The sequence below is a fragment of the Ruegeria sp. CDSB086 genome (genome assembly GCF_059611065.1).
In genome coordinates this window covers 646,644-664,138 of the sequence record NZ_JBXWOV010000001.1, presented here as the reverse complement: position 1 = coordinate 664,138, position 17,495 = coordinate 646,644, and the positions used below count along the sequence as shown (strand labels likewise).

At 58.2% G+C, this 17,495-nt stretch carries 18 protein-coding genes and 1 tRNA gene; 10 read left to right on the top strand and 9 right to left on the bottom strand.

Translation table 11 applies throughout. The features are described 5' to 3' along the window. The first annotated feature begins 13 nt into the window (after positions 1 to 13). The gene (locus AC2FIO_RS03295; protein ID WP_282168249.1) at positions 14 to 430 is read left to right on the top strand and encodes a MarR family winged helix-turn-helix transcriptional regulator; all 417 of its coding nucleotides are present in this window, start codon (positions 14 to 16) and stop codon (positions 428 to 430) included. On the opposite strand, the gene AC2FIO_RS03290 is transcribed toward AC2FIO_RS03295, so the two are convergent. Beyond that, entirely contained in the window at positions 427 to 1,644 is a 1,218-nt protein-coding gene (locus AC2FIO_RS03290) for an MFS transporter (RefSeq protein WP_109311834.1), read from the bottom strand. The genes AC2FIO_RS03295 and AC2FIO_RS03290 overlap by 4 nt on opposite strands. A 97-nt stretch (positions 1,645 to 1,741) precedes the next feature. Between AC2FIO_RS03290 and AC2FIO_RS03285 the strand changes: the two genes are divergently transcribed. Genes AC2FIO_RS03285 through AC2FIO_RS03270 form a run of 4 tightly spaced genes read left to right on the top strand, consistent with a single transcriptional unit; the run spans position 1,742 to position 3,838 of the window. After that, positions 1,742 to 2,374, top strand: coding sequence for a DNA-3-methyladenine glycosylase family protein (locus tag AC2FIO_RS03285; protein WP_109311898.1), 633 nt, complete (start codon positions 1,742 to 1,744; stop codon positions 2,372 to 2,374). Continuing rightward, positions 2,371 to 3,036, top strand: a complete 666-nt coding sequence (locus tag AC2FIO_RS03280) for an alpha/beta hydrolase (RefSeq protein ID WP_496695586.1) — start codon at positions 2,371 to 2,373, stop codon at positions 3,034 to 3,036. The genes AC2FIO_RS03285 and AC2FIO_RS03280 overlap by 4 nt, the downstream gene beginning before the upstream one ends. Positions 3,037 to 3,038: 2 nt before the next feature. After that, complete coding sequence (locus AC2FIO_RS03275) at positions 3,039 to 3,542, top strand: GNAT family N-acetyltransferase (protein ID WP_282168250.1); 504 nt, start codon at positions 3,039 to 3,041, stop codon at positions 3,540 to 3,542. Next, positions 3,536 to 3,838, top strand: coding sequence for a putative quinol monooxygenase (locus AC2FIO_RS03270; protein ID WP_282168251.1), 303 nt, complete (start codon positions 3,536 to 3,538; stop codon positions 3,836 to 3,838). The genes AC2FIO_RS03275 and AC2FIO_RS03270 overlap by 7 nt, the downstream gene beginning before the upstream one ends. Before the next feature lie 4 nt (positions 3,839 to 3,842). On the opposite strand, the gene AC2FIO_RS03265 is transcribed toward AC2FIO_RS03270, so the two are convergent. Together AC2FIO_RS03265 and AC2FIO_RS03260 are read right to left on the bottom strand one after the other, a co-directional pair. Continuing rightward, entirely contained in the window at positions 3,843 to 4,268 is a 426-nt protein-coding gene (locus tag AC2FIO_RS03265; protein WP_282168252.1) for a VOC family protein, read from the bottom strand. Between the two features lie 31 nt (positions 4,269 to 4,299). After that, positions 4,300 to 4,905 carry an rRNA large subunit pseudouridine synthase E gene (locus tag AC2FIO_RS03260; RefSeq protein WP_282168253.1) on the bottom strand — a complete coding sequence of 202 codons (606 nt, stop codon included), beginning with the start codon at positions 4,903 to 4,905 and terminating at the stop codon, positions 4,300 to 4,302. Between the two features lie 213 nt (positions 4,906 to 5,118). Here AC2FIO_RS03260 and AC2FIO_RS03255 point away from each other — a divergent pair, with 213 nt between their 5' ends. After that, on the top strand, positions 5,119 to 5,703 hold the full coding sequence (locus AC2FIO_RS03255; protein ID WP_058278012.1) for an HNH endonuclease: 585 nt from the start codon (positions 5,119 to 5,121) through the stop codon (positions 5,701 to 5,703). A 6-nt stretch (positions 5,704 to 5,709) separates the two neighbouring features. Here AC2FIO_RS03255 and AC2FIO_RS03250 read toward each other — a convergent pair whose 3' ends face one another. Then, complete coding sequence (locus AC2FIO_RS03250) at positions 5,710 to 6,174, bottom strand: disulfide bond formation protein B (protein ID WP_058278011.1); 465 nt, start codon at positions 6,172 to 6,174, stop codon at positions 5,710 to 5,712. Continuing rightward, complete coding sequence (locus AC2FIO_RS03245) at positions 6,171 to 6,749, bottom strand: YqaA family protein (RefSeq protein ID WP_058271720.1); 579 nt, start codon at positions 6,747 to 6,749, stop codon at positions 6,171 to 6,173. Before AC2FIO_RS03245 ends, AC2FIO_RS03250 begins: the two co-directional genes overlap by 4 nt. Before the next feature lie 146 nt (positions 6,750 to 6,895). On the opposite strand from AC2FIO_RS03245, the gene AC2FIO_RS03240 reads away from it, so the two are divergent. Then, positions 6,896 to 6,981, top strand: a tRNA-Leu gene (locus tag AC2FIO_RS03240). Between the two features lie 337 nt (positions 6,982 to 7,318). Here the strand turns inward: AC2FIO_RS03240 and AC2FIO_RS03235 are convergent. Beyond that, positions 7,319 to 8,788 (bottom strand): BCCT family transporter, encoded by a 1,470-nt coding sequence (locus tag AC2FIO_RS03235; protein WP_058271719.1) that lies wholly within the window; start codon positions 8,786 to 8,788, stop codon positions 7,319 to 7,321. A gap of 411 nt (positions 8,789 to 9,199) precedes the next feature. Here AC2FIO_RS03235 and AC2FIO_RS03230 point away from each other — a divergent pair, with 411 nt between their 5' ends. The 3 genes from AC2FIO_RS03230 to AC2FIO_RS03220 all read left to right on the top strand — a co-directional run bounded on the left by AC2FIO_RS03230 (position 9,200) and on the right by AC2FIO_RS03220 (position 13,307). Then, on the top strand, positions 9,200 to 10,168 hold the full coding sequence (locus tag AC2FIO_RS03230) for a TAXI family TRAP transporter solute-binding subunit (RefSeq protein WP_058271718.1): 969 nt from the start codon (positions 9,200 to 9,202) through the stop codon (positions 10,166 to 10,168). A 101-nt stretch (positions 10,169 to 10,269) separates the two neighbouring features. Beyond that, entirely contained in the window at positions 10,270 to 12,879 is a 2,610-nt protein-coding gene (locus AC2FIO_RS03225; protein WP_282151271.1) for a TRAP transporter permease, read from the top strand. Continuing rightward, positions 12,876 to 13,307, top strand: coding sequence for a universal stress protein (locus AC2FIO_RS03220; protein ID WP_058271716.1), 432 nt, complete (start codon positions 12,876 to 12,878; stop codon positions 13,305 to 13,307). The genes AC2FIO_RS03225 and AC2FIO_RS03220 overlap by 4 nt, the downstream gene beginning before the upstream one ends. A 14-nt stretch (positions 13,308 to 13,321) precedes the next feature. On the opposite strand, the gene AC2FIO_RS03215 is transcribed toward AC2FIO_RS03220, so the two are convergent. From AC2FIO_RS03215 to AC2FIO_RS03205, 3 genes are read right to left on the bottom strand one after another with little or no spacing between them, the layout of a single operon-like run. Continuing rightward, positions 13,322 to 14,362 carry a lipocalin-like domain-containing protein gene (locus AC2FIO_RS03215; protein WP_496695579.1) on the bottom strand — a complete coding sequence of 347 codons (1,041 nt, stop codon included), beginning with the start codon at positions 14,360 to 14,362 and terminating at the stop codon, positions 13,322 to 13,324. Next, the gene (locus AC2FIO_RS03210; protein WP_496695577.1) at positions 14,352 to 16,766 is read right to left on the bottom strand and encodes an FtsX-like permease family protein; all 2,415 of its coding nucleotides are present in this window, start codon (positions 16,764 to 16,766) and stop codon (positions 14,352 to 14,354) included. Before AC2FIO_RS03210 ends, AC2FIO_RS03215 begins: the two co-directional genes overlap by 11 nt. Further along, positions 16,763 to 17,410, bottom strand: coding sequence for an ABC transporter ATP-binding protein (locus AC2FIO_RS03205; protein WP_282168259.1), 648 nt, complete (start codon positions 17,408 to 17,410; stop codon positions 16,763 to 16,765). The genes AC2FIO_RS03210 and AC2FIO_RS03205 overlap by 4 nt, the downstream gene beginning before the upstream one ends. Between the last annotated feature and the right edge of the window lie 85 nt (positions 17,411 to 17,495).

Genomic DNA, 17,495 nt, shown 5'->3' with positions numbered 1-17,495 from the left:
TCGCGGAGGCGTGATGAGCGGATTTGAAGAACGAGAGGCGGCTTGGATCGCACTGAACCAGACACGCACCCGGATCTTTTCCCGGGCTGAGCGCGCGCTGGTGGCAGCCGGATATCCACGACTGCACTGGTATGATGTTCTGTGGGAGTTAGAGAGATCGCCGGACGGTCTGCGCCCCAAGCAACTAGAGCAGCAACTTCTGTTTGATCAGTCCAGCTTTTCCCGGCAGGTCGCACGGATGGCGGAAGACGGATTGCTGACACGCCATGCTGCAGCTGTGGACGGGCGGGGGAAGGTTCTTCGCATTACAGACGAAGGCCGCACCCTGAGGCGGCAGATGTGGGATATCTACCGCAAGCACATTGATGAGGGGATCGCCGAGGCACAGAAATTAGGTGCCTTTGCACCGATACTGAACCTTAACGATTAGGCCGTTCGGGGCCGCATCGTCAGCCACAAAAGCGCGCCGCCCGCCAAAGTCAGAAGGGGGATCATCGCGACGTTCACCGCGGTCCAACCTTCGATTGGAGAGCCGCCGGAACAATTCATTAGCCCGCCGGAAGCCAGCGAGGCAAACGTAACGCCACCAAACACCAGCAGGTCGTTCAACCCCTGCATGCGTCCGCGCTCGCTGACGTCGTGCGATTCAGCCAACATGGTGGTTGCGCCGATAAACCCAAAGTTCCAGCCGATGCCCAGCAGGATCAGCGCGACAAAGAAATTACCCAGTTCAACGCCCTGCAAAGCCACCACTCCGGCCGCAGCTAGTATGAGAAGGCCCAGTGCCACAATCCGTTCGACCCCAAAGCGGGCAATCAATTGTCCGGTGAAAAAGCTGGGAATGTACATCGCCAACACGTGGCTGGTGACGACATCCGCCGCGTCATTGGCGCTGAACCCGCAGCCCACGACGGCCAGCGGTGTCGACGTCATCACAAGGTTCATCAGCGCGTAGGACACCATGGCGCAGATGATCGCAACCGCGATGCGCGGCGTCTTCAGAAGCTCGATTCGGGACCGTCCTTTGGGGGCATCAGCCGCAGGCTTGGGCGGGGTCGGAATGTCGAGGAATAAGAACAGGGCCGAGCCAATGACGTTCACTGCGATGACAGCGATATACGTACCGAGAAAAGGGATGACATACGCGGTCGAGGTCAGTTTGACGATCTGAGGCCCGATGATTGCTGCAGCCAGACCGCCCGCCATAACATAGGAAATCGCTTTGGGACGGAAATCGTCCGATGCGGTGTCAGCGGCGGCAAAGCGGTAGAAACCGTGCGCGCTCATGTAGATGCCGGTCAGCAGGCTGCCAGCAAGAAACACCGGGAATGACCCCAGAAACAAGCCATAGGCGCCGACAAGCCCACCGCAAGCGCCCGCCGTTGCCCCCACCAGAAATCCAGCGCGCCGCCCCCAGCGTTGCATGATGGCCGAGATCGGTGTCGCCGCCAGCATTGATCCAAGCACGATCAAAGATATGGGCAGAGTCGCCAGGCAGGGATTGGTTGCCAATGATTGGCCGGCCAGCCCACCGACGATAAAGATCATCGGCATCTGTGCGCCAAGCAAGGCCTGCGCGGCCACCAGAACGGCGACATTCCGTTTGGCCTGACTGTTGTCGGAGGGGGTGGCGGTCATCGTCATGAGCACATGCGTAATGTCGAAAACGATTGTGCACAAGCGGGTTGCATCTGCGGCAAAGCAGCCTAACGTGCAGTCGATCATCGAGGCCGGAGAGCACATGTCCGTTGGACGGATCATAGAAACACCCGACTGTGTGGAAGAAGGCGCGACGTGGCTGGCCGAAAGCTGCCCGCGCATGGCCTATGCGATGGAACAGACCGGTCCGTTGCCCTTGCGCCGTCGCCCGGACGGGTTTGCGCAACTGCTTAGCGCCATAGTCAGCCAGCAAGTGAGTGTGGCCTCGGCCAATGCGATCTGGAACCGGTTGAAGGATGCGAAACTGACCGGTCCGCGCAAAATCATGTGGGCCACCGACGATGATCTGCGTGCAGTTGGGTTGAGCCGGCAAAAAATTCGCTACGCCCGCGCTTTGGCTGAGGCGCGCATTGACTACAAAGCCTTGCGGGACGTTTCAAACGATGACGTGGTGGCGATCCTGACCGAGGTGTCGGGTATTGGCGTCTGGACCGCCGAGATCTACGCCATGTTTTCGCTTGGCCGCGCTGACGTGATCGCGCCGGGCGATCTGGCGCTGCAAGAAGCTGCGCGCATCCTCTTTGATTTGCCCGATCGGCCGACCGACAAACAGCTGCGCCAGATGGCCGAAGCCTGGTCGCCTTGGCGGTCGGTTGCGGCGCGGGTTTTGTGGGCCTATTACCGGGTGGCAAAAGAACGAGAAGGGATCAGATGACACGGGTTTTGAATGCGCTCCGAAAAGAGCCGGTTTCGGGCGACACACGCTCGGTCGTGGTGTTCGTGCACGGCTATGGCGCCAACGGGGCCGATTTGCTGGGGTTGGCCGATCCGCTGGGGGAACATCTGCCCGACACGTTGTTTGTGTCACCCGATGCGCCGGAACAGATCCCCGGAATGCCCAACGGATATCAGTGGTTTCCGATCCCGTGGATTGACGGGTCGTCCGAAGAAGAAGCACGCCGTGGCATGGAAATGGCCGCCGACGATTTCAACGCCTTCCTTGATGCCCTGATGGTGGATGAGGATGTGCTGCCCGAGCAGGTGGTTCTGTTTGGGTTCTCGCAAGGTACGATGATGAGCCTGTACGTCGCGCCGCGCCGCGAAGATCCGGTGGCTGGGGTCGTGGCGTTCTCTGGCCGGTTGTTGGAACCGGACCTGCTGCCCGACGAAACTGTCAGCCGAATGCCGATCCTTTTGGTGCATGGTGATGCCGACGATGTGGTTCCACCGCAATCTCTGCCCGAAGCTGCCGAAGCACTGCAGGCTGCAGATTTCAAAGAAGTATATGCGCATGTCATGAAAGGCACCGGCCACGGGATTGCCCCGGACGGTCTTAGCGTCGCGCTGGCCTTTATGCGCGACAAGCTGAGCCTGTAGCGATGATCGCGGTCCGTCCCATGATGCCTGAGGACGTGGCAGTTGCCTGCCAAATTCTCAACGAAATCATAGCCATCGGCGGGACGACCGCGTTTGAAACACCGTTTTCTGAGGCGCTGTTTGCCCAAGTCTACCTGAATGGTGCAGACAAAATCTGTTGCCACGTTGCCCTTGATGAACAGGGCGAGGTGGCCGGGTTTCAATGGCTTGGCACGAATGAGAACCTGCCGGAAGATTGCGCGGATATAGCGACTTTCACCCGGCGAGAGCCGGTGTTGAAAGGGGCAGGGCGGGCGTTGTTCTCTGAAACCGCGACCTATGCCGCGGCCCTTGGGTTCAGCGCGCTCAACGCGACGATCCGGGCCGACAACCGGCAGGGACTTAGCTATTACGAAAAGATGGGTTTCCGCGACTACTCGGTCACTTATGCTGTTTCTCTGCAAGACGGAACGCCGGTCGACAGGATTTCGAAACGGTTTGAATTAAAAAAGGATACGACATGCTGATTGTCACCGGAACGGTTGAAGTGTCGACAGATGGCGTCGTCAAAGCCATTGAGGCAGCGCAGAAAATGGTCGCCGAGACTGTGAAAGAGCCCGGCTGCCTGATCTATGAATTCAGCCAGATACTCGGGCAATCCAACAAGTTCCGCGTTTATGAAGAATGGCAGGATCAGACCGCGCTCGAGGCGCATTTTGATGCCCCGCATATGGCCGAGTTTCAGGCTGTTCTGGGCGAAGTGGGCGTTGTTTCGAGCGACATCTACCGGATTGTCGGGGGAGAAAAGCAACCGCTGCGCTAGGGTCTCAGTCCCACAGGTGAGCTTCAGCGAATTCTACCGAGTTCCCGGCGGGGTCCCGAACATACAGCGATCGTGCCCCGCTTGGCCAATCGAACTCGGCGTCTATGGGGATGTTCCACTCCAGCAGATGCTTGCGCATTTCGTCTATCTCTGTCCGCGATAAAGTCATGCAGACGTGACCGGGCCCGCGTGCGCCATGCGGCGGGACGGGCAGGTTCGGATTTTCCGGCGGTTTTGCCGTCTCATCAGCGTTGAACAGCAACAACACCGATCCGCCGACGCGGAAAAACGCATGCCGGTTCGCGACGCGTTGAATACACTCTAACGCCAGTATTTCACCATAGAATCGTTCAGCCGCGTCCAGATCACCAACATAAAGCGCGGCCTCAAGGATCCCCTCTGGGGATGGTGTGCTTCGGGTGACTTTCATGCCTTAACCCTATCACAAAAGGACGTTTTTGTCACCTGCGCGGTCGGCGGTCCCGTTTACGCTTCGGTGCGGAATCCAATGCAGGAGCTGTCAGGCTGTCCCATTGACCGGGCGCCAATCCCTCTAGCGTATAGTCCCCGATCCGGGCGCGAATCAGGCGCAGGGTGGGATGACCGACCGCTGCCGTCATGCGTCGAACCTGCCGGTTGCGGCCTTCGCGCAAGGTCAGTTCAATCCAGCTGTCTGGTACTGTTTGGCGTACGCGGATAGGTGGGTTTCGTGGCCATAGGTCTTCGGGCTCATCCATCAACCGGGCCTTGGCCGGGCGCGTCGGTCCGTCCTTCAGATCAATCCCGTCGCGCAGAGCCTTCAGGGCGGCAGCATCGGGTGAACCTTCCACCTGAACCCAATAGGTTTTGGGCATCTTGTGCTTGGGGTCCGATATTTGCGCCTGCAGCCGGCCGTTGTCAGTCAGCAGCATCAGACCCTCGCTGTCGCGATCCAGCCGCCCAGCCGGATACACACCGGGCAGGTCGATGAAATCCGACAAAGTGCTGCGCGGTGTCTCTGCATTTGCGCGGTCGGTAAACTGCGGCAACACATCGAAGGGTTTGTTGAATCGTATGAACCAGCTCATGATCCCGCCATAGCCTGCCAGAGGCAGAGAACGCAACCTGTGGATAACTGTCACGTCTTTGTTACGGAGCAGGCATACTCAATACCCGAGATGTTGTGGAAACTCAGGGCTTGTCAGAGTTTTAACACGATATATAGTTAAGTTAAGGCCGGGGCGGGTGTTCCCCGCTCTGGTGTCAATAACGGGCAGAGCAGAGCGAGGAGCGATTCCGATATGGACGGAGAATTCAGGACCGAATTTGTCAGGGAACCGGGTGCCCTAAAGCACCATCCGGCATTGGTTTTGAACGCCGATTATCGCCCCTTATCCTATTACCCACTGTCCCTGTGGCCCTGGCAAGAAGCGATCAAGGCGGCCTGGCTGGACAGGGTGGATATCGTGGCCGAATACGACGAGGTCGTCCGAAGCCCCAGTACCGAGATCCGAATACCGTCGGTCGTTGTCCTCAAAGACTATGTAAAACCCAGAAAGCGCGTGGCCTTCACGCGCTTTAATTTATTTTTAAGGGACGAGTTCCGCTGCCAGTATTGTGGAAGCCGGGACAACCTGACCTTTGACCATGTTGTTCCGCGGGCTGCCGGGGGTGTGACCAGTTGGCAGAACGTTGTGGCGGCGTGCAGCCCCTGCAACCTGAGGAAGGGATCGAAGTCGCTGCGGCAGGCGGGCATGTCGCTGCGCAAACCGCCGCGTCAGCCAGATGCCGAGGCACTGCGAAACATCGGACGCAAGTTCCCCCCGAACCACCTGCATGACAGTTGGATCGACTTTCTGTATTGGGATGCCGAACTGGACGCGTAGTAACGCTTATTTCGCACGGAACGCGGCCAGCCAGACCAAAACCAGGCCAGCAGATAGCAGAGCGTTCCACCCGGCCATCGACAGGCCGAACATCTCCCACGGGATATCATCACAGCGCACAAGTGGCGCGGACATGATCTGATCCATCAATTCTTCAGCGGACAACCCGCCAATATCACCCGACGTGCAGCTGGTTGGACCTTCCCACCATTTCTGCTCGACACCTGCGTGGTACATGCCAATCCCGGCAGTCACCATCGCAGCAACTGCACCCAAAAGGGGCAGGGGGCGAATGCCTGGAAAGGCAAAGGCCAACACGCCAATCAGAACAGCCGCGCCGTGGGGATAGCGTTGCCAGATGCACATTTTGCACGGGGCCATACCGCCCAGGTGTTGAAACGCCCACGCGCCCAGCAAGAGTGCAGCAGAACCGCCAGCCGCTATCAGGATCAACAGTTTTTTGCGTGTCATAAGAACTTCACCGCTAAGAATCCACCGAACAGCAGGATGACAAACAGAGTGAACATAAGCCCCAGACGCTTTTCGATGAAGTTGCGAATGGGTTCACCAAAGCCCCAAAGCAGTCCGGCAACAATAAAGAACCTGAGCGCGCGGGCCAAAATCGACGTGGCGATGAATGTGCCCAGCGGCATGCCTGTCCACCCGGACATGATGGTGATGACTTTGTACGGGAATGGGGTAATCCCTGCGCCCAGCACGGCCCAGAATCCGAAATCGTTGAACTTGGTGTTGAACTCTTCCATGGCATGCGCCTTACCCATGGATTCGAGGATGGGTTGGCCGATGCTTTCATAGAAGAACGCGCCGATCGCATAACCCAGCATGCCTCCCAGCACCGACGCCACCAGGGCGACCGTCGCGATCAGCCAGGCGCGCGACGGGCGCGCAAGAATCATGGGAATCATCAGAACGTCCGGGGGAATCGGAAAGAACGAGCTTTCGACAAATGCCACAATGGCCAGAGCCCAAAGCGCGTGCGGGTGTTCGGCCAGACGAATGGTCCAGTCATAGAGCGATCGCAACATCAGATGCTAAAATCCCGTTCTCTTGTTGCGTCAGCCAAACCATGCGCCTGATGGGTCGTCAACCGTGCCTGAAGAAAACAAACTGAATATCGGTTGTTTTTTGCCTCTGGACCTTCCCGATTATGAGCGCTAATCCAGTGTTCGTGGCCCAAGTGGCGGAATGGTAGACGCAGGGGATTCAAAATCCCCCGTCCTAACGGACGTGCCGGTTCGAGTCCGGCCTTGGGTACCAAGGTAAAAACAGAGAGTTAGGGTAACCTGCTCTCTGTTTTTTCTTTTTTGGCGTTTCGAATGCTCATGTTGCCACTTTTGACCGGGGTATCGAAAACGTCGGGATTGTGACGGTCCTTGGAAAGCTTGGCGACAAATTAAGTGCCGCGGTGTGCGCGGGCAGTTTCTCAGAGCGAGTTTTCCCGTAAACCCTGGAAAAAGCGAACAGGCATGGGATGTTCAGGGCGAATCTGTTCTAAGTTTCTGCGCTCATTTACTGCGTCGCAGGATCAGCCACGCCAGAAACCCGATATAGGCAAAAACGCTGAGGTTCAGTGCGGTGTCGATCAGTTGGCCACTCATGATCGGTCCTCCTGCACCAGCCGTTTGAACAGACAGACAACAAGAATTGGCACGATAAACACGAAGGCGATGGCTGACAGCGCTATTATGGACCTTACCAGAGAGATATCGCCCACCAGAATCATCGCCATCCCTAACGCGCCAAGGATAATGCCCCAAATCGTACGAATTCGGGGGGAGGGGTTGTCGTCGCCTCCGGTCCCTATCATCGCAAGGGTGAATCCGGCGCTTACGACGCTGGTAACCACAAACAGGAACGCGGCCAGGATTGTTGCTATTCTAGTGATGCCGTCCAGCGGGAAGCGCTCAAGCAACGCAAATGTTGTTGCGTCGAGGTTCTCTGCGTTGACGGCTGATAAGGCTCCGTCCTGACGCAAAGCATCGAAAAAACCCAAGCCGCCAAAAACGCCGAACCACAGGATCGAGAACAGTGTAGGGGTGACGACGACTCCGATCAGAAACTCTCGGATCGTGCGTCCGCGGGAAATCCGGGCGATGAAAATGCCCACGAAGGGTGACCAAGCCAGCCACCAGATCATATAGTTCAGCGTCCAGCCGTGGAACCAGTCGACCAACAGGTCGTCGAAGAATTCTGCGGTCGAGAATCCTGCTGGTAGGACACCGAACAGATAGCGTCCGAATCCGGAAACGATGCCATCCATCAGATAAGAGGTTGGGCCCAGCACCAGAAGATAGACCATCATCCCGACGGCGATCAGCATTGCTGCGTTGGACAACAGGGCCATTCCGTCGCCCAGATCGCGACGCAACGGTATGATGAACGCAATACAAAGCGCGGCAAAAACGGGCAGAGTCAGCACGCCTGGGGTTTCTATACCCAACAGGCCTGCCAATCCGGTTTGGATCTGAAATACCCCCATTGCCATTGAGCCCGCCAACCCGACGGCAATTGCGACGATCGAGAGCAAGTCGAAAACCCACCCCAGCGCTTTTGTCCATCCTGCTTCACCAAGTGCGTCGGTGACTGGGGCACTTAGTAACAAAGTGCGATTTCGGCGATAGGCAAAGTAGGCGATGACCAATCCGACGATTCCGTAAATCGCCCAGGCGTGGAATCCCCAGTTCAAGTAGGTCACGAACATCGCATAACTGGCCGCTTCTGCGTCGCTATTGTATTGACGCAGCACTTCGTAGTGGGTCAGCGGCTCGGCTGCGCCATAGAACAGTAGACCGACACCCATCCCTGCGGCGAATAGCATCGCGATCCACGCGGTCGTTGAAAACTCTGGTTCGGCTGTGTCAGGGCCAAGGCGGATATCTCCAAACCGTGACAGGGCCAGAAAGAGGACCACAAACAAAAGCCCGCTGACCTCAAGCATGATGAACCAGCCGCGGCTGTTGAATTGCGTCTCAACCGCCGATGCAGCAATGCGACCCAGGCCTTGCGGGTCAGCAATGCCCCAGATTGCGATGGCCGCACTAAGGGCTAGGGCGATCACAAGCATCGGACTGGGTGATTTGCCGTCCACTGTCCAGAACCCTTCCGCGTAAATTCATGAAACATCGGGTCGTTTGGCCAAGCCTAGGTTGCGGAATCCAAACTTTCAAAGTGTTTTTGGATATTTAGCTGGCGCGGTTTTTCATGATCCGGCCCAGTGATGCCGATCTGTGCAAAACCGCCCCGTTAAAGGGGGAAACTTTCGGAAATCTCCTCACATCTGCGGATCGGGGCCTTCATACCCCGCGCAGGGGTTGACAAGCGGAGTGTCTGAATGAAACGTCAAAGGCGTTGGGAGACTTAAATTTCAGATGCTTGACCCGTTGCAAGACGGGTTCGCTTGCCGTACCGGCAAGGTCCCTGGATGGGGGCCGCTGAACTGTCTCTCATCCACAATAAGAGTTGGGAGTTCTCAAAAATGAAAAATAGCAGCAAGCTTAGCCTGGGCGCGGTCGTTACCGCAGCTCTTATGGCTCCGGCCGCTTATGCAGAAGAGTTTATCACTATTGGTACCGGCGGTGTGACCGGCGTGTACTATCCGACTGGTGGCGCGATCTGCCGTCTGGTGAACAAAGGCCGCAAAGAGCACGGCGTTCGTTGCTCGGTCGAGTCGACCGGTGGTTCGGTCTACAACATCAACACCATTCGCGAAGGCGAGCTGGAGTTTGGTGTTGCCCAGTCCGACTGGCAGTACCACGCCTATAACGGCAGCTCGAAATTCGAAGAGGCTGGCCCCTTCGAAAACCTGCGCGCCGTCTTCTCGGTACACCCCGAACCGTTCACCGTTGTTGCACGTGCCGATTCCGGCATCACCAACTTCGAGGACCTGAAGGGCAAGCGCGTCAACATCGGTAACCCCGGTTCCGGTCAGCGCGGCACGATGGAAGTCCTGCTGGGCGAAATGGGTTGGACCACCGACGATTTCGAACTGGCGACCGAGCTGAAAGCGGCAGAACAGTCGGCGGCTCTGTGTGACAACCAGATCGACGCGATGGTTTACACCGTTGGTCACCCGTCGGGCTCGATCCAGGAAGCGACTACAGCCTGTGACTCGGTTCTGGTGAACGTCAGCGGCGACGCCGTCAGCAAACTGGTAGACGACAACTCGTTCTACCGTACTGCGACAATCCCCGGTGGCATGTACCGTGGTTCGGATGGCGACACCTCGACCTTTGGTGTGGGCGCGACGTTCGTGACCTCGGCAGACGTGTCGGATGACGCGGTTTATGCGGTTGTCAGCTCGGTCTTCGAGAACTTCGACGATTTCAAAAAGCTGCACCCTGCATTTGCCAACCTCAAGCCCGAAGAGATGATTGCAGATGGCCTTTCGGCTCCGCTGCATCCGGGTGCTGAGAAGTACTATAAAGAAAAAGGCTGGGTTCAGTAAGCCAGACCTAAGGCAGGGTGCCCAACGGGCGCCCTGCAACCAAAACCCGAACAAATCGGGTGGTTCAGAAGGCCAAAATGGCCGCGACGGGGAGACATTTCATGAGTTCCGACACACAATCCAATCGTCCGCTATCCGAAGAAGAGCTACAGGATCTTGTGGCCTCATCCGATGCGGGTGGACGTAATCCGGTCGGTAATGTCGGGATATTCCTGGCCGTGGTGGCCGCGATCTGGTCGATCTTTCAGGTCGTTCTGGCCTCGCCACTTGCGAACTATGTGCTGCCCGGCAGCGTTGTGAACAACGCGCGGCAGTTTCACCTGGCCTTTGCGTTGTTTCTGGCCTTTGCAGCCTATCCGGCGCTGAAATCAAGCCCGCGCAACTATATCCCGGTTCAGGATTGGATCATGGGGCTGCTGGGCGCGTTTGTCGCGCTGTATGGCTATTTCTTTTACAACAAGATCGTCGATGCAGGCGGTCTTGCGGATGACACTGACAAATGGGTCGCCCTGGTTGGTCTGCTGTTGTTGTTCGAGGCCGCGCGTCGTGCGCTTGGCCCCGCAATGGCGATCATTGCGACGATCTTTCTGGTATATGTGTTTTTCGGATCCTCTGATTGGGTTCCCGAGGTTATTCGCTGGAAAGGCGCAAGCCTGAAAAAGGCGATGAGCCATATGTGGATCACGTCCGAGGGCGTGTTTGGCATCGCGCTTGGGGTTTCGACCAAATTCGTTTTCCTGTTCGTTCTGTTCGGGGCCTTGCTGGATAAGGCCGGGGCAGGGAACTACTTTATCAAGATGGCTTTCGGTGCCTTGGGGCACCTGCGCGGTGGCCCAGCCAAAGCCGCTGTTGTCGGTTCGGCCGCGACCGGCCTGATCTCGGGTTCGTCCATCGCCAACGTTGTGACAACCGGTACATTCACCATACCGCTGATGAAACGCGTTGGGTTTAGCAGCGAACAGGCCGGATCGGTCGAGGTTGCCTCATCCGTGAACGGACAGATCATGCCGCCAGTGATGGGGGCTGCGGCCTTCTTGATGGTGGAATATGTTGGCATTTCTTATGTCGAGGTGATCACCCACGCCTTCCTGCCTGCCGCGATTTCATACATCGCGCTGGTCTACATCGTGCACCTTGAGGCCGTGAAGCGGAACATGCCCACGCTGGGCGACCGCGACGTAAAGCTGGCGCGCACAGTTGTCGGTATGTTGTCCTTCTTCCTGGTCTTTGCCGGGCTGTGCTACGGTTCTCAATTCCCGGTCGAAGCGGTGACAAACTGGGTGCCGTCATCGGCTGGGCTGGTCCTCAGCCTGATCATCTGTGCCATCTATGTGGCACTGCTGTATCTGGCCGCTCAGGTGCCGGATCTTGAGCCGGACGATCCAAACGCCAAGGAAGTGACCTTGCCGATCATTGCCGACATCTACAAAGCTGGGCTGCACTACCTGTTGCCGATTATCGTGCTGGTCTACTTCTTGATGATCGAGCAGAAGTCACCGGGTCTGTCGGCTTTCTGGGCCACGACGCTGCTCTTCGTGATCCTGCTGACGCAGAAGCCGCTCAAGGCGATATTCCGCGGGCAAAGCAACGTCTACAACACGTTCATTGATGGTGTCGCTGACCTTTGGCAGGGCATGATCGACGGCGCGCGGAACATGATTGGTATCGCGCTGGCAACGGCAACAGCCGGCGTCATCGTGGGCACTGTGACGCTGACTGGTGTCGGACAAGTGATGGCCGACCTGGTTGAGTTCCTGTCAGGCGGCAACCTAATCCTGATGCTGATTATGGTCGGCCTGCTGAGCCTGATCCTGGGCATGGGCCTGCCGACCACCGCAAACTATATTGTGGTCAGTTCGCTGATGGCTGGTGTGGTTGTTGAGCTGGGTGCGCAAAGCGGACTTATCGTTCCGTTGATCGCAGTGCACCTGTTCGTCTTTTACTTTGGGATCATGGCTGACGTGACCCCGCCGGTTGGATTGGCGAGCTTTGCGGCCGCTGCAGTATCCGGTGGTGACGCAATCAAAACCGGTTTCATTGCGTTCTTTTACAGCCTGCGCACCGTGGCCTTGCCGTTCGTGTTCATCTTCAACACGGACCTGCTGCTGATCGATGTGACGTGGGTCGAAGGCATAACCGTGGCGATATTTGCGACAATCGCCATCCTCGTCTTCACAGCCGGCACAATGGGTTACTTCCTGACCCGCAGCCGCATCTATGAAAGCATCGCGTTGATCCTTGTGGCGTTCGCGCTGTTCAGGCCCGACTTCTTCATGAACCGCATCGCGCCGCCGTTTACTTCGGTCGAGCCTGCTGCGTTTGTGGAGACCATCGGCGAAACACCTCCGGGTACCGAGGTGCGCATGGTCATCAGCGGGCCAGACTTTGACACGCTTGAGATGACGGACACGACGGTTGTTGTTCCCGTTGGCAGCGAAGAGGGCGGGCAAGCGCGTGTCGACGCGATGGGCTTGCTGCTGCTTGAAGAAGACGGGTTGGTCAAACTCGAAGAGCCATTGTTCGGGACACCTGTCGCGGATGATTTGGATATCTTCGACTACTACGGGGATGAGGCAGTGCGCCTGACCTCGGTCAGCTTGCCGGCTAGCCAGCCACCGAAACAGTTGATCTACATTCCGGCAATGCTCTTGCTGGGACTGATCGCTTTCCTTCAGCGCGGCCGCGCCGCCAGACAAGAGGTGACCGCATGACAAACGCTGTTCTCTGTGCCGTCGATATCAGCAACGGCGATCTTGATACGCATGTCCTGAAGAAAGCTGCGAAGCTGGCCGATCAGGAAGGTGCTCAACTGGATGTGGTGACGGTCCTGCCGGATTTCGGAGAAAGTTGGGTGTCTGGCTTTTTCGAAAGTGATTTTCACGACAAGGCGCTGGAAGAGGCACATACCAAACTGGCCGAGATGTGTGTGTCCACACTGGGGGCGGATCGGAATGAAAAGATCCGCCACGTGGTCGCGACGGGTACTGCCTATCAGGAAATCCTGAAAACTGCGGACAGTGCTGGTAGCGATCTGATCGTGATCGGTGCGCACAAACCCGACCTGAAAGATTATCTGCTGGGTCCGAATGCTGCACGGGTCGTGCGGCATTCAGACGTCTCTGTCTACGTGGTGCGCTAAGAAAATTGGGCGGATCAGTACCCTGTCATCTCAAGATACCCCCGTCCGGAATGGCTGCCGCTGATCTGGACGGGACCTTCCCAGTATTCAAACCGGGTGGCCATCCACGCGTCGGGTGTCAGCGCTGATACCTCGACGTCCAGATCCCGGTCAGGCAATGTGACGCGCCATCTGACAGGTACGTCGCGGCCAGCAACGGGCGCGGTCGTCAGCGGCTCGAACGTGACCGAACCATCGGGGATCGCGGTCGTCGTACCATTGGCGGTGATCCACGTAGCAGCTGTGAAATCACCTCGGTCGCCGCGTAACCGAAAAGCCATCATCTTGTCGCCATTGTCAAAGCTGAGCGAGAACCAATCCCAGCCGCTTTGATCTGCGGCCAAAGGTTGTGATGACCATTCGCGGTCCAGCCAGCCTTGCCCGGTGACCGCCACGTCGCCATCTGGCAGCCGCAAAACGCCTTGTACCTCGTAAAACGGCTGGGAATAGTAATAGCTGGCTTGCCCGTCGCCGGATTTCACCGAATATCCGTCCTCGCCGTGAAAAACGAACGGCCCGTTGGCTTCGAGCTTTAGGTCATAGCCGAAATCCGCACCGTTCGCAGAGAGGCTGACCGCGTTTGGGTCTGACCCGCGCATGTGCCATTCGTCGATCCAAGCCTCGAATGGCGCTGCCGTAACCCCTGCCTGACCGATGCCGCCGCGCGACAGACGCTCCGCGAAATAGTGTTTGTCGGGCGTGGTCACCGCAGCATGGCCCATCCATATCTGTGGGCTTTGCCACCCCTCGACCTCATGCGGTTTCAGTGCCGACCGAAACAGGGTCCACTGGATACCGTAATCGCGCCCGTCTTCACCTTTCAGGTTTGCTGTCAGATACCACCACTCGATCCGGTAGTCCGGGTGGGGGCCATGATCCTGCGGGAATTGAAACGCATACTCCGGCTGGGGCACAGTGAACCCTTCAGCCGAACCGCCCAGGCCTGCGTATCCCTGTGCGCGGGCAATGCCCGGCACGGCCAGCAGCAAGACTATCAGCCATATCCTAACGTTCATTGGCAAACACCTTCAGTAGATCCGCAGGCGGCAGGCGCAGCAAACGGGCGGCAGGCAGGGCCGCGGCAACGGTTGCCGCAAGCAGGGTCAAACCCAACAGATAAACCCAGTCGACAGGGAACAGGTACATCGGCAGCCTCCAGCCAAACGCCTCGACGTTGATGACAGTCAGCAAGGTCCACGCCAAAGCCAACCCCAGCGGCAGAGCCAGCAAGGCGGTCAAAGCGGCCAGCAGCACGCTGCGCAAAAGTTCAAGCCGGGCCAGTTCTGCACGTGTCAGCCCGAGCGCCCAGACGGGCGCAATTTGCGGCAGGCGCTGCGTCCACAACGTCAGCAGGCTGGTCAGAATGGCGAACCCTGCAACCCCTAGCGTCAGGATGTTCAAGGCTGAGGTAACAACGAAGGTCTTTTCGAACACCTGCATGGATTGCGCCTTCATTGCAGCTTGCTGGACGACTGCTCGGCGGGGCAGGTCGAACTGCTCGCGCAAGGCCTGTGCCAGATCCGTGGCCCGATAAGGCGCGACACGAATGCCAAATCGGCGCGCCTCAGCGCCGGGCGCGATCTGATCAAGTTGGGCCATAGAAACGATGGCCTGACCGGTTGGGTTGCCATAGTCCGAATAGACACCTGCGATGGTCATCGTGTCGGCGGGTGTGATGGCCAAAGAGTCGCCAGGCCAAAGGTTTTCCCGGCGGGCAAGTTGTTCGTTAATCAGCACAGCGGTTCCGTCGTGGACCCGGTCCCAAACACGTTCCGAGGTGCTGATAAGCGGCCATTTCTCACGATAAGTCTGATCGTCGATGATACCATAGAGAAACAGAGGCCCCGACGATTTCGCCAGTTCAACGCTTCGGATCGGCAAGATGGCATCTACCTGCGGGTTCAGCCATTCTGCGATGTCCTTACCCTGCTGATCGGTGGCAGCGGTGACGTAGAGCTCGGATGTAAGGCGCTGGTCCAGCCAGCCGGTAAAGGTCAACCGAAAGCTGGAAACCATCGTGCCTACGCCGATATTCGCGGCAAGCGCCAGCAACAGGGCCATCAGCGCCAAAGATAAGCCCGGCAGTTGGGCGCGCATGTCCGACCAGACCCATTGGGCTATTGGCCCTTTCGCTGAACGCTGAAACAGGATCAGGACGCGCGACAAGGCATAGGGCAATACCAACGCGGATCCGACCAGCATCCCGGCGACCAAGACGAAACCGGCCACTAACCCTCCGAACAACAGCATGGCTAGAATGCCCCCGACAGTAGCGGCGACACCGGCAAGGGCGACGACCCAGCTACCCGAGGCCGCGCTGCGCCAGGCCTGCAAGCCTGCGCCGCTTAGGATTGGCATTCGCGACAGGCGATACAAGGCGTGTCCGCTGGCCAGAAAAGTGCCGCCCAAGGCCATCGCCAACCCGGACAGTGCCCATTGAGGTTGCAATGAGATCTGGCCGCTGACAGGTGCACCGTAAAGTCCGCGCAAACTTGCAGCCACATCCGGCAACAGCGCGCCTGCGAGGAAAAATCCAAGCACCAAACCGAGTATACCGCCGACAATCGCCAGTACGGAAAGCTCAGCCATGATCAGCCAAACCAGCCGCCGCATCGAAACGCCCAAAGCGCGCAGGGTTCGGATCATGCCGCGCCGCTGGGCAAAGGCCAGGCCCACGGTTCCGTGCACGATGAACAGACCCACCGCAAAGGACAGCAGGCCAAAGGCGGACAGGTTCAGGTGAAAACTGTCGGTCAGTTGTGCGGTATCCAGTTGTTCCTGTGCCGGGACCCGCTCCAGTTCGGGGGCAATAGTCGACAGCGGTGGAATTGAACCGGGCTGATCCGGTAAAATGATCAGGTGCGAAATCTCTCCCGGCTTCTTCAGTAACGTCTCGGCCACACCGATGTCAGTCAGGATCAGATCGGGCGGTAAGGCATCGCTAATCAGGATCGGAGGCAAACCGGTCTGGCCGGCCAATAGCGGCTCCAAAACCGGGGTCGTCAGCAGTCGCCCCGGCGCGGTCAACATATCGGCAGGGTTGGGTGGCGTGCCGCTTTGTTCCATCTGCGTGACGGCGGGCAGGGCGGGATAGGCCACCATATCTACGCCAAGGACCCGCAATGTCTGACCCTGAACCCGCAATGGGCCTTCCAGTACCGCAGCAACCTGCCAGCCCGCGCGCCTCAGCTCGACGTAACGCGACAGGGGGATTGGACCGGCGGGGTTGTGCAATTCGTCAAACCGACCTAGCGCCAGTTGATCAGCGGCCCGGTCATAGCTGGCACGAGCCTCGGCATTGATGGCCTGCACCGCTGACCAGAGCCCGGTTGCAAGGGCCAGGCCGATCAGCAGGGTCGCCAGTTGCAGCCGGTGTGCCCGCCAATGAGAGGCCAGCGCCTGAATGACGGTCAGCGTCATGCGATAAGCCCGCCAGACAGATGCACACGCCGATCCAAACGGGCCGCAATCTCGTGCGAATGGGTGACCAAAAGCAGCGCGGCCCCGGTATCCGCAACAAGAGCCAACATGAGGTCAAGAACGGTGGCGCTGGCTGTTTCGTCCAGGTTTCCCGTAGGTTCATCCGCCAGTAGCAATTTGGGCCGGGCGGCCATGGCACGACCGATGGCAACGCGCTGTTGTTGTCCGCCCGACAGGTTCTCGGGATATCGATCAAGCAGATCGGAAAGGCCCAGCCGCTGGGCCAGATGGGCGCACCAATCGGGGTCGTGGCATCCGGCCAACCGGGCATGAAACGACAGGTTTTGACCTGCTGTCAAAGATGGGATCAAGTTAAATTGCTGAAACACCAGCGATAAGGACGTGCGGCGCAGGGCGGCCCGGCCCGGATCATCCAGTTGCGACAGGGCTACGCCGTCCAGTGTGATTTTCCCTCTGTCCACAGTGTCCAATGCAGCAGCAAGGTTCAGCAGGGTGCTTTTACCGCTGCCGCTTTCGCCGGTCAGGGCTAGCGTTTGGCCGCGATCCAGCGACAATGACACGTCGCGCAGGACCGGCCGACCACCGGGATAGGATTTTTGAACCTTGTCAAATTTCACAAGCATGTTCGCCCTCATTTTTACAAGGATTTGCAACAGTTTCGCCAACTGTCCAGCGTTGACGCGCCATAGGTTCCTTTCGCCGCACTAT

Bases quoted from the DNA above. Each gene is read 5' to 3' on its own strand.
- AC2FIO_RS03275 (WP_282168250.1), top strand. From the start codon at position 3,039: ATGATCGCGGTCCGTCCCATGATGCCTGAGGACGTGGCAGTTGCCTGC.
- AC2FIO_RS03210 (WP_496695577.1), bottom strand. From the start codon at position 16,766: ATGACGCTGACCGTCATTCAGGCGCTGGCCTCTCATTGGCGGGCACAC.
- AC2FIO_RS03280 (WP_496695586.1), top strand. From the start codon at position 2,371: ATGACACGGGTTTTGAATGCGCTCCGAAAAGAGCCGGTTTCGGGCGAC.
- AC2FIO_RS03285 (WP_109311898.1), top strand. From the start codon at position 1,742: ATGTCCGTTGGACGGATCATAGAAACACCCGACTGTGTGGAAGAAGGC.
- AC2FIO_RS03265 (WP_282168252.1), bottom strand. From the start codon at position 4,268: ATGAAAGTCACCCGAAGCACACCATCCCCAGAGGGGATCCTTGAGGCC.
- AC2FIO_RS03225 (WP_282151271.1), top strand. From the start codon at position 10,270: ATGAGTTCCGACACACAATCCAATCGTCCGCTATCCGAAGAAGAGCTA.
- AC2FIO_RS03215 (WP_496695579.1), bottom strand. From the start codon at position 14,362: ATGAACGTTAGGATATGGCTGATAGTCTTGCTGCTGGCCGTGCCGGGC.
- AC2FIO_RS03270 (WP_282168251.1), top strand. From the start codon at position 3,536: ATGCTGATTGTCACCGGAACGGTTGAAGTGTCGACAGATGGCGTCGTC.
- AC2FIO_RS03260 (WP_282168253.1), bottom strand. From the start codon at position 4,905: ATGAGCTGGTTCATACGATTCAACAAACCCTTCGATGTGTTGCCGCAG.
- AC2FIO_RS03205 (WP_282168259.1), bottom strand. From the start codon at position 17,410: ATGCTTGTGAAATTTGACAAGGTTCAAAAATCCTATCCCGGTGGTCGG.
- AC2FIO_RS03230 (WP_058271718.1), top strand. From the start codon at position 9,200: ATGAAAAATAGCAGCAAGCTTAGCCTGGGCGCGGTCGTTACCGCAGCT.
- AC2FIO_RS03220 (WP_058271716.1), top strand. From the start codon at position 12,876: ATGACAAACGCTGTTCTCTGTGCCGTCGATATCAGCAACGGCGATCTT.
- AC2FIO_RS03235 (WP_058271719.1), bottom strand. From the start codon at position 8,788: ATGCTTGTGATCGCCCTAGCCCTTAGTGCGGCCATCGCAATCTGGGGC.
- AC2FIO_RS03250 (WP_058278011.1), bottom strand. From the start codon at position 6,174: ATGACACGCAAAAAACTGTTGATCCTGATAGCGGCTGGCGGTTCTGCT.
- AC2FIO_RS03245 (WP_058271720.1), bottom strand. From the start codon at position 6,749: ATGTTGCGATCGCTCTATGACTGGACCATTCGTCTGGCCGAACACCCG.
- AC2FIO_RS03290 (WP_109311834.1), bottom strand. From the start codon at position 1,644: ATGACGATGACCGCCACCCCCTCCGACAACAGTCAGGCCAAACGGAAT.
- AC2FIO_RS03295 (WP_282168249.1), top strand. From the start codon at position 14: ATGAGCGGATTTGAAGAACGAGAGGCGGCTTGGATCGCACTGAACCAG.
- AC2FIO_RS03255 (WP_058278012.1), top strand. From the start codon at position 5,119: ATGGACGGAGAATTCAGGACCGAATTTGTCAGGGAACCGGGTGCCCTA.